General features: G+C 72.7%; 12 protein-coding genes and 1 other RNA gene. 9 read left to right on the plus strand and 4 right to left on the minus strand.

Annotated elements, in window-relative coordinates:
- Positions 1–234 precede the first annotated feature (234 nt).
- Entirely contained in the window at positions 235–1,488 is a 1,254-nt protein-coding gene (locus MOTC310_RS12410; protein ID WP_331301980.1) for a glycosyltransferase family 4 protein, read from the minus strand.
- A 106-nt stretch (positions 1,489–1,594) separates the two neighbouring features.
- Between MOTC310_RS12410 and MOTC310_RS12415 the strand changes: the two genes are divergently transcribed.
- Positions 1,595–2,779, plus strand: coding sequence for a DUF1972 domain-containing protein (locus tag MOTC310_RS12415; RefSeq protein ID WP_331301981.1), 1,185 nt, complete (start codon positions 1,595–1,597; stop codon positions 2,777–2,779).
- The gene (locus MOTC310_RS12420; protein ID WP_331301982.1) at positions 2,773–4,017 is read left to right on the plus strand and encodes a glycoside hydrolase family 5 protein; all 1,245 of its coding nucleotides are present in this window, start codon (positions 2,773–2,775) and stop codon (positions 4,015–4,017) included. The genes MOTC310_RS12415 and MOTC310_RS12420 overlap by 7 nt, the downstream gene beginning before the upstream one ends.
- A 27-nt stretch (positions 4,018–4,044) precedes the next feature.
- Here the strand turns inward: MOTC310_RS12420 and MOTC310_RS12425 are convergent, their stop codons facing one another.
- Both MOTC310_RS12425 and MOTC310_RS12430 read right to left on the minus strand, forming a co-directional pair.
- The gene (locus tag MOTC310_RS12425) at positions 4,045–5,349 is read right to left on the minus strand and encodes a VpsF family polysaccharide biosynthesis protein (protein ID WP_331301983.1); all 1,305 of its coding nucleotides are present in this window, start codon (positions 5,347–5,349) and stop codon (positions 4,045–4,047) included.
- A complete protein-coding gene (locus MOTC310_RS12430; RefSeq protein WP_331301984.1) occupies positions 5,346–7,451 on the minus strand; it encodes a GumC family protein in 2,106 nt (701 codons plus the stop codon). Before MOTC310_RS12430 ends, MOTC310_RS12425 begins: the two co-directional genes overlap by 4 nt.
- Positions 7,452–7,902: 451 nt before the next feature.
- Between MOTC310_RS12430 and MOTC310_RS12435 the strand changes: the two genes are divergently transcribed.
- The 7 genes from MOTC310_RS12435 (at position 7,903) to MOTC310_RS32790 (ending at position 12,779) form a co-directional block, all read left to right on the plus strand.
- On the plus strand, positions 7,903–8,157 hold the full coding sequence (locus MOTC310_RS12435; protein ID WP_331294108.1) for a hypothetical protein: 255 nt from the start codon (positions 7,903–7,905) through the stop codon (positions 8,155–8,157).
- Positions 8,158–8,226: 69 nt separating this feature from the next.
- A non-coding RNA gene (gene ssrS / locus MOTC310_RS12440) (6S RNA) lies at positions 8,227–8,383 on the plus strand.
- Positions 8,373–8,990 (plus strand): 5-formyltetrahydrofolate cyclo-ligase, encoded by a 618-nt coding sequence (locus MOTC310_RS12445; RefSeq protein WP_331301985.1) that lies wholly within the window; start codon positions 8,373–8,375, stop codon positions 8,988–8,990. Before ssrS ends, MOTC310_RS12445 begins: the two co-directional genes overlap by 11 nt.
- A 3-nt stretch (positions 8,991–8,993) precedes the next feature.
- Positions 8,994–9,812 (plus strand): TIGR00282 family metallophosphoesterase, encoded by an 819-nt coding sequence (locus MOTC310_RS12450; RefSeq protein WP_331301986.1) that lies wholly within the window; start codon positions 8,994–8,996, stop codon positions 9,810–9,812.
- A gap of 206 nt (positions 9,813–10,018) precedes the next feature.
- Positions 10,019–10,999: a flagellar motor protein MotA gene (locus MOTC310_RS12455; RefSeq protein WP_331301987.1), complete on the plus strand. Its 981-nt coding sequence runs from the start codon at positions 10,019–10,021 to the stop codon at positions 10,997–10,999.
- Complete coding sequence (locus MOTC310_RS12460; protein ID WP_331301988.1) at positions 10,999–12,012, plus strand: peptidoglycan -binding protein; 1,014 nt, start codon at positions 10,999–11,001, stop codon at positions 12,010–12,012. The genes MOTC310_RS12455 and MOTC310_RS12460 overlap by 1 nt, the downstream gene beginning before the upstream one ends.
- 278 nt (positions 12,013–12,290) lie before the next feature.
- Positions 12,291–12,779 carry a methyl-accepting chemotaxis protein gene (locus MOTC310_RS32790; protein ID WP_419539893.1) on the plus strand — a complete coding sequence of 163 codons (489 nt, stop codon included), beginning with the start codon at positions 12,291–12,293 and terminating at the stop codon, positions 12,777–12,779.
- 72 nt (positions 12,780–12,851) lie between these two features.
- On the opposite strand, the gene MOTC310_RS12470 is transcribed toward MOTC310_RS32790, so the two are convergent.
- Complete coding sequence (locus MOTC310_RS12470) at positions 12,852–14,696, minus strand: ABC transporter transmembrane domain-containing protein (RefSeq protein WP_331301989.1); 1,845 nt, start codon at positions 14,694–14,696, stop codon at positions 12,852–12,854.
- Positions 14,697–14,794: the final 98 nt, after the last annotated feature.

Below are 14,794 nucleotides of genomic sequence, written 5' to 3' on the forward strand. Positions count from 1 at the left end.
GGGCTGGGTCTCTCGCGCCGCACGCCTCATCGGACAGGCGCGACCGCATTGCATCCTCGCGCCGGCGATCGTCCACAGGGTGACGGCCGCGACGCCGGTAGGCCGCCGATTCGTCGATAGCGGGGCCGCGCGGCTCAGGCCGATGAGGGCGACGACCCTCGGTCACGCCCCGGCCACCTGTCTCCGGGCTAACGCTTCCGGAGCGGCCTCGATCTCGGCGGAGCCCGCCGGAACCTAGGCCGCCGGTCGCGCCGGAGCGTCCGCGGCGGACGACGGGTCGGCCGCCCGCGAGCGGCGCAGCGTCGTCCGGACCACGGCCTCGATGCCCTCCGCCGCCGAGGCTTCGGAGAACAGGCTCTCGTACCGCGCCCGGGCCGCTTGGCCGAAGCCGCGCCAGCGCGCCGGGTCGGCGACCAGATCCGCGAGCACGGCGGCGATCGGCTCCGGGCCGCCCGGCGGAACGATCCAGCCGGTCTTCCCGGCCTCCACCACCTCGGGCAGGCCGCCGACCGCGGTGACGAGCGGCGGCACGCCGTAGGCCATCGCCTCGATCGCCACGCGGCCCAGGGATTCGGGCCGCTGCGACGGCATCGTGACCACGTCAGCCCAGCGGTACAGGGAAGTGGGATCGGCCACGAACGGCTCCAACGCGACCTGCTCGGCGAGACCCGCCTCGGCGATCCGCCGCACCAGGGCCTGCTCGCGGGCCTCGTCCTCGAAGGCGCTGCCGACGATGCGCAGCGCGATCCGCCGACGCACGGGTTCCGGAAGGGAGGCCAGCGCCTCGACGAGAACGTCCTGGCCCTTGATCCGGCTGATCCGGCCGAGCATCAGCACCCGGAGCGGGCGGGACCCGTCGTAGGCGGCCCGGTTGGGCACGGCCGGTCCGGCGATCCCGTTGTAGACCACCCGGGCGGTCGCGCCCGCGGGAAGGGCGTAGGCCCGCTCGGTGGCGCGCGAGTTGAACACCACGTTGGCGCCGCTCCAGCGGATCAGCCCGCGCAGGACCTTCAGCACGGCGCCTTCGGGAATCTCGTGGACGTGGACGACGCTCCGCCCGGGCGCCAGCCTGGCGGCCAGCAGGTAGTCGGCCACAACGGTGGTGTTGATGTAGACGAGGTCGCTCGCGCGGATGCGGCGCCAGGCACGGATCGCCGCGATGGGCAGAGCCATCAGACCGAGGGTTGCGAGGCGAGCCAGATTCTTGCGCCGCAGGATCCAGAGCGGCGCGATCACGATGGCGCTGGCGAACGGCTCCAGGGCGGCCACGATCGGCCCGCGCCGCGGCAGGACAACGTCGATCCGCGCGTTCGGATGAGCCGCCCGGATCGTGCGAACGGTCTCGATGAAGCAGCGATCCGAGCCGTACAGCTCGAATCCCTGGTGGACGCACGTGATCCGAAGTCCCGCCGCGGCGTTGCCGACGGCCCGCGGCGCGCCGACGCGATCGCCCGCGCGCGCGGCTCCAAGTCCTGAGCTAGCTACCATAAGATGATTTCTGTATTATATAAACAACTAGCAGTTGTATATGCCGACGGCTTCGACTGTATGCTTGGGGTTTACAATAGGGCCGGTAAATTGGGAAGGAAGGTCCATGCCTGACCGCGCACCGAAACTACTTATCCTTGGCACGCGCGGAATTCCGGCGGCACATGGGGGCTTCGAGACTTTCGCCGAATGTCTCGCGCTCTACTTGGCCGGACGCGGCTGGCAGGTCGGCGTGTACTGCCAGCGGGACGTCGAGACTGTGCGGGAGCGCATCTCCACCGCCATCTGGAACGGCATCGAACTGATCACCGTGGAGACCGCCCTCAGCGGCCCCGCGGCGACTCTCGCCTTCGACGCTATCTGCGCCCACGACGCCGCTTCCCGCGGCGGCGTCTGCCTCGTGCTCGGCTACAACGGCGCCGTGTTCCTGCCCTACCTGCGGGCCCGCGGCGGACGGATCCTGACCAACATGGACGGGATCGAGTGGCGCCGTCCGAAATGGTCGCTGCCCGTGCGCGCCTTCTTCTACGTCAGCGAGTGGATCGCCGCGTGGTCCTCGCAGCGGCTGGTGGCCGACCATCCCGCCATCGCCGACCACCTCGCCCGTCGCAGGCCGCGCGCGGCCGTCGCGACCATCCCGTACGGCGGCGATCCCCCGGCCGCCGATCCGGGGCCGCCGCCCCTCGGGCTCGAGCCGGGCCGCTACCTCGTCTCGATCGCCCGCATCGAGCCGGACAACAACATCCTGACGCTCGTCGAGGCCTTCTCGCGCCGTGCCCGCGGCGCGCGGCTGGTGGTGCTCGGCACGCTGCGGGTCGGCAACCCGTACCATCGCGCCGTGGAGGCGGCCGCCTCGCCGGAGGTGCTGTTCCCCGGCGCCATCTACGAGCCCGAGCAGGTCCAGGCCCTGCGGGTCCACGCGCGGGCCTACCTCCACGGCCACACCGTGGGCGGCACCAACCCGTCGCTGGTCGAGGCGCTCTGGGCCGGCAACGCCGTGGTCGCCCACGACAATCCGTTCAACCGGGGCACGGCCGGCGACGGTCAGTTCTACTTCTCGGATCCTGACAGCTGTGCCGCGGCGATCGAGCGCGTGCTCACCGACCAGGCCGCGGTGGCGGCGGCCCGCGCGGCGGCGCGGGCGCGCGCCGCGCAGTTCCGCTGGGACGACGTGCTGGCCTCCTACGAGGACGCGCTGCGCCTCGTCGGCGGCTACCCGCCGGCCCCGGACAAGGCGGCGCGTGCCGCCGTGGCCAAGCCCGTCAGCACCGCGGCCGGTCCGGGATGGTAGGCCCCAGCCGGCGCTCGGTGCTCGCCGGCGCCCTCGCGGCGGGTGCGGGTATCAGGCCCGTCCAGGGCAGTCCCGCCCCGATCGCCCTGCGCCGGGGTATCGCTCTCTGGCCCTGGTTCTCGCTGACCACCGAGTTCCCGCCCCCGCGGACCGACTACGCGTGGCCGCCCTTCCAGGCCGACCGGCCGGTGCCGACCCGCGACGACCTCGCCCGGATCGCCGGCTTCGACTTCGACTTCGTGCGGCTGCCCCTCGATCCCGGGCCGTTCGTGGCCTTCACGGGGCCCAGGCGCGCCGAACTCCTCGGCACCCTGTCGGCGGCCGTCGACGCGGCCCTGGCGGCCGGGCTGCGGGTCCTGGTGAATGTCCAGGCGAACGCCGCGACCCACCGTTACACGCCGGACGCGTTCTACGGCTCGGACCGGGCACCGCTCCTCGCCGCCTATCGCGATCTCGTCGGTGACCTCGCGCGCCTCTGCGCGCGGAAGGGCACGGACCGCGTGGCCCTGGAGCCGGTGAACGAGCCGCCGCAGGCCTGCGGTGCGGGCGCCTGGAACCGGGTTCAGGACGGGCTCCTGGCCGCGGCCCGAGCGGCCGCGCCGGGGCTCACCCTCGTGGCGACCGGTTCCTGCGGCAGCCTCGCCGCCGGCCTGACGGCCCTGGATCCGGCCGCGCTCGCGCGGTTCGCGCCGCTCCTCTACACGTTCCACTTCTACGAGCCGTACCTGTTCTCCCACCAGGGGGCGACGTGGCTCACCGAGGAGCCGTTCTACCGCTGGCTCACCGCCGTGCCCTGGCCCGGGAGCCGCGGCACGCTGCGCGAGACGCTCGCGGCGGTGCAGGCGCGCATGGACGCGGACCGCGCGGTGCCGCGGGCCGAGAAGGCGCGCGACCGCGCGGTGATCGAGGCGAAGCTGCACGAATATTTCGAGGCCGCGCCCGGCCCGGCCTACATCGCCGACGCGATGGCGCCGGTGTCGACCTGGGCGGACCTCTACGGGATCCCGCGCGGGCAGGTGCTGATGGGCGAGTTCGGGGCCCTGCGCACCGATGCCCGGTTCACGGCGTCCCGGGCGCCGGACCGGGCCGCCTACATCCGGGACGTGCGGCTGGCGGCGGAGGCGAACGGGTTCGCGTGGTCGTTCTGGAATCTGTTCGACGGCCTCGGCCTCATGGACGACGCGCACGTCGCCGATCCCGCCCTGATCGCGGCGCTCGGGCTGCGGACGCGTTCGTGAAACGGCCGCGGATCGGGCCGCCCGCTTCTAGCCGCGGCCGCGCAGGGGAAGGGGCGGAAACAGGACGATGAGCATCAGGGCGAACTTGGCGAGCAGCGTGGTCTTGCCGGCCAGGCCCTCGAAGGTGTTCACGAGGATCACGAAGGCCAGGATCGGCAGCCAGACGCCGCGGCGGCAATCCCGCGCGATCTCCGCGAGGTAGAGCCCCACCGCGATCACCAGCACCGCCGTGACCAGTATGCCGTGGTAGAGCACGGCCGAGATGATCGAGTTCTCGATGCCCCATTCCAGGCCGTAGATCCGGCGCAGCGTGTTCACCTGCAGGAAGTCGGGTGCGAGCAGGAGCTGCCGGAACGGTATCGCGTCGAACACCGTGAGCATGTCGACCCGGGCCTGCGCGCTGCCGCCGTCCGAGACGAACCGGTCCAGCAGGGTGTCGAAGAACCCGGCCGCGGCCAGGACGGCGACCAAGACCGGCAGCAGGGTGAGGGCGAAGCACGCGCAGGCCGCCGCCGCCAGCGGGACGCGGCCGGTGCGCAGGGTGCGGTTCAGGGCCACGAGCCCGACACCGCCGCCGAGGATCAGCGTCGTGACGGTGGCCGAGCGGCCGCCGAACGTGACCAGGGCCACGAGCTGGAGGCCGATCATGGCGGCGCGCGTCATCGGCGTGAGGCGGCCGCCGCCCTTGGCCAGCGCCAGGATGTAGCACGCCGTCATCGTCGCGTTGGCCAGCGGGTGGCCCTGGAGGGCCGCCGACCGGGTGTCGGACTCGAACGCAACGCCGTCGAACCGGTAGGGGAAGAAGCGCTGGCCGCTCGCGAGCTCGAACAGGCCGAGCAGGGCGTTGGCGAGCATCACGAGGTGGAGGATCGTCTCCAGCCGCCCGAGAGTGGCGGCGTCCCGGTCCATCAGGAGGATCGGGACGAGGCCGGCGAGCACGAAGGTGTCGATCGAGCCGGCGAGGCCCGCGCCGCCCCGGGCCGCGATCAGCGCGAGGAGCAGCACGCCGCAGGCGGCCAGGAGCACGCTGGCCGGCCGCCGGTTCAGCGCCCCAGCCACGGGGATCACGGGGTTGCCCGCGCGCATCAGGGTCCAGCCGACCAGGATGACGGCCAGGTAGGTGGCCGGGTGGATCTTCGAGGCGGCCGAGCCGGTGATCCCCTCGTAATTGAGGCCCAGCGCCCACAGGAGCCCGCCCGAGACCCCGACGAGGAGCAGCGCCCAGACCGACAGCGCCGCCGATTCCCCTCGTAGGAGGGCGCGCAGCACCGGGCCGGTGCGCGCCGCCGGATCGTGGCGGCGCGCGAAGCCGGTCTGCCGGACGGTCCTCACGCCTTGCGCCGGGTCAGGAGCAGCGAGCCCGAGATCGGCCGGCCCAGCGCCTCCGACGTGTCCACGAGGTCGATCAGGTCGCGCTGGCGCGTCGCGCCGTTGCAGGCGACGAGCAGCAGCCGGTCGGCGGCGGCCGCCAGGGGACCGAGGCGCAGGTTCTCGGTCAGCACGCCGCCATCGACGAGCATGAGGTCGAAGCGTCCCTTCACGCCGGCGATGAAGCGCTCGACGTTGGCGGGGGTGAGGGCATCGCGCAGGGGCTTCTCGGTGTCGCCGAGCCCGATCCGGCGGGCGCCGGAGGCCGGGTCCGTCCGGGTCACGGCGTTCAGGCTCTGCTCGCCGCGCAGCACGTCGAGCAGGCCGCCGGTGCCGGAGCCGTCCGCCCGGAGGTCGGCGTCGACGCGCAGCACCCGGTCGCCGCGCGCGACGGCCACCGCGGCGAGCAGTCCGATCACCGCCCGGCGCTCCGCCTCGTCGGATTCGCCCGAGGTGACGAGCAGCGCCAGCGAATGGCCGCGGCTGCCGGAGGTCGCGGCCAAGTGATCGAGGGTGACGCTCGCGGCGGTCGCGCTCGCGCCCCGGGGCCGGAGGCCGGGCAGCACCGCCACCACCGGGGCGTTCGACAGCCGCTCCAGCTGCCGGGACGAGAGCACGGTCGGCGCGAGGTACTCCCGCGTCAGCGCGAGGCCGGCGCCGAGGCCGAGGCCGCCCGCGAGGGCGGCGGCGACCAGGATCAGCCGCGGCGGCCAGCTCGGGTCCTGCGGCGGCCGCGCCGCGGTGATGATCCGGGCGTTCGAGCTGTCGATGCTGGTCTGCTCCTTGATCTCCCGGGCGCGCACCAGGAAGGCGTTGTAGACCGAGCGCGCCGCGTCGACCTCGCGCTCGAGCTCGCGCTGCTGCACCGACGACTGGGCGTTGACCGCCGATTGCCGCTGCAGGCGCTCCAGCTCCGCCGAGAGGGTCCGCTCGTTGGACTGGGCACGCTGGTACTCGGTCTCGGCCGCGCCCGCGATGCGGTTCAGCTCAGCGTCGATCAGCCGTCGGACATCTTGCATCTGCGCGCGCACGGCGGCGATGAACGGGTGGCGCTCGCCGAGATTGGTGCGCAGGTCCGCCTCCTTGGCGGCGAGCTCCGCGTACTGCCCGCGCAGCCGCTCGATGACCGAGGACTGGACCGCCTCCGGCATCGCCCCGGACCCGATCGCCTGACCGCGCGCCTCGCGGATTCCCTGGAGCCGCGCCTTGGCATCGGCGGTCCGCGCCCGCGCGGCGACCAGCCGCGCGTTCAGGTCGGTGAGCTGCTGCTCGTTCACCAGCCGGCCGCTCGACGCGATCAGGCCGTTGCGCGCCTTGTAGTCCTCGAGCTTCTTGTCGGCGGCGTTGACGGCGCCGCGCAGCTCGTCGAGGCGGCCGCGCAGCTCGCCCGCGGCGCGCTTGGCGGCGTCCGAGCGGGCGTCGGTCTGGTCCGTCAGGTAGGCGCTCGCGATGGCGTTGACGATCCGCGCCGAGAGGTCGGGGTCCGTCGTGGTGACGACGAGGTCGATGACGAAGACCTTGTCGGCGCGCTTGACCGCGAGCCGGCGGCGCAGCTGGTCCAGCGCCCGGCCGCGGGCGTCGACGGGCCGCTCCGCCTTCGGTCCGGTCACCATCGCGCGGAGCTCCGAGAGCGTCCGGGTGATGACGCCGTCCTGCGGCGCACCGAAGCCCGGCGCGGTCGCGAGGCCGACCTGATCGACCGCCCGACCCAGCACGGCGTCCGATTCGATCACCTTCACCTGGCTCTCGACCTGCGCGATGCCCCCGTCCGGCGACAGGCCGGCGGGGTTGACGTCGTTCGAGACGACCTGCCGGTCGCGGGGATCGATCAGGATCTGCGCCGTGGCGGTGTAGAGCGAGGGCGTGATCAGGGCGTAGGTCAGGACGAGCAGGCCGAGCAGCAGCGCCGTCCCGAAGACCAGCCCCTTGCGCCGCCACAGGATCCGCCACAGGTCACCCAGCTCGGCCGTGGTGTCGGGACGGTTCGGGCCCGGACGCTCGGGCTGCGCCGGCTGCACCGGGCCGAGCCACGTCGCGACAGCGATGTTATGGTCGATCTGTGCCACGATCGGTCACCGTCGTCTCAATCCTGGTCGGTCCCTCGCGGGTGCCTTCCCTACTGCAAGAGTCGCGCAGCCTGCTGACAATGTATCGAGGCCGCGATCCGCGCCGTGACCGCCCGGATGACTGGGAGCGTGGTAAACGGTCCGCGCGCGGCACGGGCTCCGAGACCCGCGTCAGCCTTCGAACGCGTCGTGTTGCTGCAGCATGTCGGCGGCGCGCGGCGCGGACGCGTCGCCGTGTCGCGAAGACCGGTCGACGGCCCGACCAACTCACCCGCAGGCCGGGTCCGCGCGGCGGGCGCGCCAATCCTGGATTCGACATGGGCGGGGCTTCGTCGGCGTGGATAATGCCGCCAAGTTTCTCTATTCTCCAATCGGATAAATTGTATTGGCTTCGACCAAGCGTGATCATCGCTTCAGGCCACGGCCTCTGCTCTCATTCGGGTGCCCTGTCATGGAAGCGATCAGCGTCGAGGACCGGGGCGGCGGCCGGCGCGCCGTCGATGCCCGTCTCCGTCGGATCGCGGCGGCGACCGGCGTCCCGATCGCGGCCTTCTTCGGGGCGCCGGCGCAGCGCCCGCTGGCCGAGCTCGGCGAGTTGATCAGCCTCTGGCAGTCGATCGCCGACGAGGAGGACCGCGGCGAGATCCTGGCGGTGGCCCGGGCGAGGGCCGCGGGGACGCGGGACGAGGCCGGCGGGCCGGCCTGACGTCCGGGCCCGCGGATTTTGATGCGCGCGGCCCTGGCGGGATCGCGTCGGGACCGCTACATGACGAACGCGGGGCTGCAGAGTTCGTCAGGAGCACTATCCCCGGGGCCTTATCGACTCCCTCGGGAGCTGTCCCTGGCCTCGTCCCTGGACTTGGCCAACACGGCGCCCACCTACGCTGTAGGTTTCCCGGGATCGATCCTCCAACGGCTCACGTGGCTCCGCACCCGACCCCTCCCAGAACCGGCGCCGAGGCTCCGAACGTCGCCCGCAAGGCGGAACTCCGCGGCACGGCCCTCGCGGCCCGGGACGCCCTCGATCCCGCGGCCCGGCAGGCGGCCTCGGCGGCGATCGGGCGCGCGCTCCTGGCGCTGCCCGAACTGGCCCGGCCCCGTCTGGTCGGAGTCTTCTGGCCGATCCGCAGTGAGGTCGACCCGCGGCCCGCCGCCGAAGGCCTGCGCGCCCGCGGCCAGGCCCTGGCCCTGCCGCACGTCACGCCGGACGGCCTGGTGTTTCGCGAATGGCGCGTCGGCGACGCCCTGGTCGCCGGCCGGTTCGGCCTCAGCGAGCCCGATCCGTCGCTGCCGCCGGTGGAACCCGACGCGCTGATCGTGCCGCTCGCCGCCTTCGACCGGACCGGGCAGCGCATCGGCTACGGCCGCGGCTACTACGACGGGGCGATCGCGCGCCTCTCCCAGACCCGTCCGGTCCTGACCGTCGGCATCGGCTTCGCCGCCCAGGAGGTGGAGCGCGTGCCGGCCGAGCCGCACGACCGGCCCCTCCAGTTCGTGATCACCGAAGACGGCGTGATCCGCTGCGACAGGACCGCCTGACCCATGCGTCTGCTCTTCCTCGGCGACGTCGTCGGGCGCTCGGGCCGCACCGTCGTGTGCGAGCAGCTGCCGCGCCTGCGCGAGCGCTGGCGCCTCGACTGCGTGGTGGTCAACGGCGAGAACGCGGCCGGCGGCTTCGGCATCTCCGAGACCATCTGCGACGAGCTGATCCAGGCCGGCGCCGACGCGGTGACCCTCGGCAACCACAGTTTCGACCAGCGCGAGGCGATGGTGTTCATCGCCCGCCAGCCGCGCCTGGTGCGGCCGGCGAACTATCCGCCCGGCACGCCCGGCCGCGGCGCCACGGTGGTGGAGACTCAGGGCGGCGCCCGCGTGCTCGTGGTCAACGTGATGGGCCGCGTCTTCCTCGACGCGATGGACGATCCCTTCGCGGCGGTGGAGCGCGAACTCACCGCCTGCCCCCTCGGCGCGGCGGCCGACGCGGTGATCGTCGACGTCCACGCCGAGGCGACGAGCGAGAAGCAGGCCTTCGGCCACTACCTCGACGGCCGGGCCAGCCTCGTCGTCGGGACGCACACGCACACGCCCACGGCGGACCACCGGATCCTGCCCGGCGGCACGGCCTACATGTCGGATGCCGGCATGTGCGGCGATTACGACTCGGTGATCGGCATGCAGAAGGATGAGCCGATCCGCCGCATGATCCAGAAGACGCCGGGCTCCCGCTGGGAGGTGGCGGTCGGCGAGGGCACCCTGTGCGGGATCGCGGTGGAGACCGACGTGCGCGGCCTCGCCACGCGCGTCGCGGCCCTGCGCCTCGGGCCGAATCTCGAGGAGACCGCGCCGCTGTTCTGGGATTAGCGCCCTGTCCGGGCCGGCGGATGCCGGTTTGGGGTAAGTCGGGCGCGAGCGGCTAAGCCTTTTGTGCGGGACCGGTCCCGATAGGCTTGGGCATAGCTCGGCCGTGACCTTCCCGAGACTTGATCGCGTGCGGGCCTACCCCCACAGTGCCCGCGATGGGCGCCGATGGCCGGCTGCCGCGTGGTGAGATCAGGCTAGAGCGACCGATGGCCGCCCGAGAAACCGGCGACGACAAAAATGGGCCGCTGGCACAGCCCGGGATCTATCTCGGGCGCATGGTCATCTTCCTGATCCTGGTGGGCTTCCTCGCCTTCATCCTGTTCAGGCAGATCACCCCGGCCTTCCTGGCCAATCCCGGGCTCAACGGGCTCATTCTCGGTGTGCTGCTGATCGCCGTCCTGATCGCCTTCGGGCAGGTCGTCCGGCTGTTCCGCGAGACCGCCTACGTCAACGCCATCGCCAACGGCGCGCAGGCCAAGCGCCCGCCCGCCCTGCTGGCGCCGATGGCGCCGATGATCGCCGCGCGGGCCGGCGGGACCACCCTGTCCGGCACGACCGGCTATCTCGACACGATCGCGGTGCGCCTCGACGAGGGCCGGGAGATCCTGCGCTACATCGCCGGTATCCTGATCCTGCTCGGTCTGCTCGGCACCTTCTGGGGCCTCATCGACACGCTGTCGGCGGTGGGCGGCGTGATCAAGGGCATGCGCGGCGGCGGCGATGCCGGCGTGATGTTCGACGAGCTGAAATCCGGCCTCGCGGTGCCGCTCTCGGGCATCGGTCTGGCGTTCTCGGCCTCGCTGTTCGGCCTCGCCTCGTCGCTGATCACCGGCTTCCTGGAGCTGCAGGCCGGCCAGGCCCATGCCCGTTTCCACAACGAATTGCAGGATTGGCTGCTGTCCGGCGCGGCCGCCCAGGAGGCGGCGCCTGTGGCGGTGGCAGCGCGGCCGGCCGCCGGAACGCAGGAGTTGAAAGAGGCCGTCGACCGCCTCACCGCCCTCGTGGCCGAGGGCGGCGGCAGCCGCGCGGCGACGCAGGCGATGACGAACCTCGCCGAGGGGATCCAGGGCCTCGTCCAGCACATGCGCGCCGAGCAGCAGATGATCCGCGACTGGGTGGAGGCGCAGGCGAGCCGCGAGCGCGAGCTAAAGCAGGTGCTCGACCGGCTGGGCCGGGAGCGCGTCTAGTGGCCTCGACGGCGACCCGGACCCGGCGGACGGTCAACGTCTGGCCCGGCTACGTCGACGCGCTGGCGACGCTGCTCCTGTCGGTGGTCTTCCTGCTCACGGTCTTCGTGGTCGGCCAGTTCTTCCTGTCGCAGGAGCTGACCGGCCGGGACGAGACGCTCGCCAAGCTCAACCGGCAGATCGCCGACCTCACCGACCTGCTCGCCCTGGAGCGGACGAACCGCCGCAACCAGGAGGAAGAGGCGCGCAACCTCCGCACGACGCTCGCCGGCGTCGAGGCCGAGCGCGACCGGGCCAAGGTGCAGGCCGAGGCCGCCACGGTCAGCCAGGGCGCCGCGGGCACCCTCGACAAGCAGCTGGAGACCGAGCGCGGCGCGACCCGGCGGGCGCAGTCCCAGATCGACCTGCTCAACGAGCAGATCAGCGCCATGCGGCGCCAGCTCGCCGCCCTGGAGGACGCCCTGGCGGCCTCCGAGAGCCGCGACAAGGAATCCCAGGCCCGGATCGCCGAGCTCGGCAGCCGGCTGAACGTGGCCCTCGCGCAGAAGGTTCAGGAACTGGCCCGCTACCGGTCCGACTTCTTCGGCCGCCTGCGTCAGATCCTCGGCAACCGGCCGGACATCCGCGTGGTCGGCGACCGCTTCGTGCTGCAATCCGAGGTGCTGTTCCCGGCCGGCTCCGCGACCCTCAAGCCCGAGGCCGGCCCGGAACTCGACCGCATCGCCAGCGCGGTCTCGGACCTCGCCAAGCAGATCCCGGCGGATCTGCCCTGGGTGCTGCGGGTCGACGGACACACCGACGCGCGCCCGATCAGCACGTCGCAGTTCCCGTCAAACTGGTCGCTCTCGGCGGCGCGCGCCATCGCGGTGGTGCAGTTCCTCGCCGGCAAGGGGATCCCGCCGCAGCACCTCCTGGCGGGCGCCTTCGGCGAGTTCCAGCCCCTCGAGGCCGGGGCGACCGAGGAAGCCTATGCCCGCAACCGCCGGATCGAGATGAAGCTGACCGAACGGTAGGGCTGCCGGGTCAGCGCGGCGCTCACGTGCGGCCGCCCTGGAATGCGGCTCTGGACGCAGATCTTCGATCGCTTCATCTCGTCTTTTCGGGTGCCAAGACTGATACGGCTTGCATTCGTGGGCGTTCTGCAAGCTCAGACTGTCCGCATCATCAAGCAGAGGCGCGGAAATTTGGGCGCGCGCGTCGATTTTGTCTCGAACGGGGTGCCGCTCTGCTGGATTAACACATCGTTATCCTTGACGTCGCATGGTGCGGGCGATCGAGGGAGTCCGTATCGATGTCGAAGCTCAGCCTAGCCCTGAACCCGGTTCGGCCCGGAGCCGAGCACCCGTTCGAGGCGCCCGCCGACGCGCGGCGCGATGCGGCGACCCGGCGGCCGGGCGGAGAGCTGCGGGACGAGGCCGGCGCGATCGCCGCGGCCGTGCAGGTCTTCGAGGATGGGCTGATCGGCCTGCGGGCGCGCGCGACGGTCGCGGACGATGCGGGTTCGGCCGCGGCGGACGCCGACGCGGCGACCGGTCTCCTGGCCGGCATCGCCGGACAGACGAGCCTGATGGCGCTCCGGGCCGCGATCGAGGCGGCGCGCGGCGGGGACGGCCGGGGCTTCGCGGCCGCGGCCGCGGAGGTCCGGGATCTGGCCGGCCAGATGGCACGGGCGACCGACACGATCGTGGCGCAGGTCGGCCAGATCCAGGCCGCGGCGGAGCGGGCGCAGGACGCGGCCGCCCGGACGCATCTCCGGCCCGCGCCCGATTCCGCACACTGAGGCGGCATCCTTCGCGGCGACGGTCCCGGGTGTGCCGGACCGTCCCCGCGGGCGGCTCCGGACGCGACCCGGCTACTCGGCGACCGGCAGGCGCTCGCCCCGGCTACGGGGCTCCTTGCCGCGCGCCGTCTCGTCCAGGGCGTCGGTGAACTGCAGGTTCGCGAGCTGGGCGTAGAGCGCGCCCTGCGCCAGCAGGCTCTCGTGGGTTCCGGTCTCGACGATGCGGCCGTCGTCGAGGACCAGGATGCGGTCCGCGGCGCGGATCGTGGCGAGCCGGTGGGCGATCACCAGCGTGGTGCGGCCCTGCATCAGCGTGGCGAGGGCGGCCTGGACGGCGCGCTCGGACTCGGCGTCCAGCGCCGAGGTGGCCTCGTCGAGGAGCAGGATCGGCGCGTCCTTGAGGATCGCCCGGGCGATGGCGACGCGCTGCCGCTGGCCGCCGGAGAGGGTCACGCCGCGCTCGCCCACCTGGGTCCCGTAGCCCTGCGGCAGGGCCGAGATGAACCCGTGCGCGTTGGCGAGCTCGGCGGCGCGCCGAACCTCCGCCTCGCTGGCCTCCGGACGTCCGTAGCGGATGTTCTCGGTGACGGTTCCGGAGAACACGACAGGGTCCTGAGGGACCAGGGCGGTGCGGGCGCGCAGGCGCTCCGGGTCGACTCGGGCGATGTCGGTGCCGTCCACCAGGATCCGGCCCCCCTGCGGATCGTAGAAGCGCAGCAGTAGCTGGAACACCGTCGACTTGCCTGCGCCGGACGGTCCGACGATGGCGATGCGCTCGCCGGGCGCGGCCGCGAAGCTCAGGCCCCCCAGAGCGGCGTGTTCCGGGCGGGTGGGGTAGGCGAAGCGCACGTCCTCGAAGGTCACCGCGCCCCGGGCCGGCTCGGGCAGCGGCAGGGCCGGGGACGGCGCGCGGATCGCGGGCTCCGCGGCGAGGATCTCGGTGAGCCGCTCGGCCGCGCCGGCCGACATGGCGAGGTCGCCGTAGACCTCGGAGAGCTGGCCGAGGGCGCCCGCGCCGAAGACGGCGTAGAGCACGAATTGCGAGAGTTCGCCGCCCGTCATCGTGTGATTGAGGACGCCCTGGGCGCCGTACCACATCACCCCGACCACCGAAGCGGAGATCAGGAAGATCGCGACGCCGGTGAGCAGCGCGCGGGCACGGATCGAGGCGCGGGCGGCGCCGTAGGCCTCCTCGGAGGCCGCGGCGAATCGGGCCGCCGTCGAGGCCGAGCGGCCGAAGGCCTGCATGGTGCGCACCGCGCCGACCGCCTCGGCCGCGTAGGCGGAGGCCTCGGCGAGCCGGTCCTGGGCCGCCCGGGAGCGCCGACGCACGCCGCGGCCCGACACGATCAGCGGGAAGACGATGATCGGGATGGCGGCGAGCACCATCACGGACAGGCGCGGGCTCGTCACCACCATCATGGCGGTGGCCCCCACGAACAGGAACAGGTTGCGCAGCAGGATCGAGACCGAGACGCCGAAGGCCGACTTGATCTGGGTCGCGTCCGCGGTGAGCCGCGAGACGATCTCGCCGGACTGCGCCCGGTCGAAGAAGGCGGGATCCAGCTGGGTCAGCCGGGCGAAGACGGCGCTGCGGAGGTCGGCGACGACCCGCTCGCCCAGGGTCACCACCGTGTAGACGCGGGCGGCGCTCGACAGCGCGAAGGCCGCGACGACGCCGAGCAGGGCGAGGAAGTAGGCGTCGATCACCCCCGAGCCGTCGGCGGTGAAACCGTGGTCGATGACCCGGCGCATGGCGATCGGCACGACCAGCGTCGAGGCCGAGGCGCAGATGAGGGCGACGAGGCCCGCCGCGATCCGCACGCGGTAGCGCAGCGCGAAGGGAAGGAGCGGCCTGAGGGCGCTCAGCGGGGCTCTGGGTCGGCCGGCCGCGGCCGCCTTGGTCTTACGGGCCATCACGCCTCACGTGTTCTTCTTTCTCCCGGTCCGCGGCGCTTGTGACCGGGGAGCGGCTGCGGTATAGGCCGCCGCTCATCCGATTGCGTGTGTTCAAT

Origin of the sequence: Methylobacterium oryzae, assembly GCF_036441375.1 — a bacterium.
Classification (GTDB): Bacteria; Pseudomonadota; Alphaproteobacteria; order Rhizobiales; family Beijerinckiaceae; genus Methylobacterium; species Methylobacterium oryzae_A.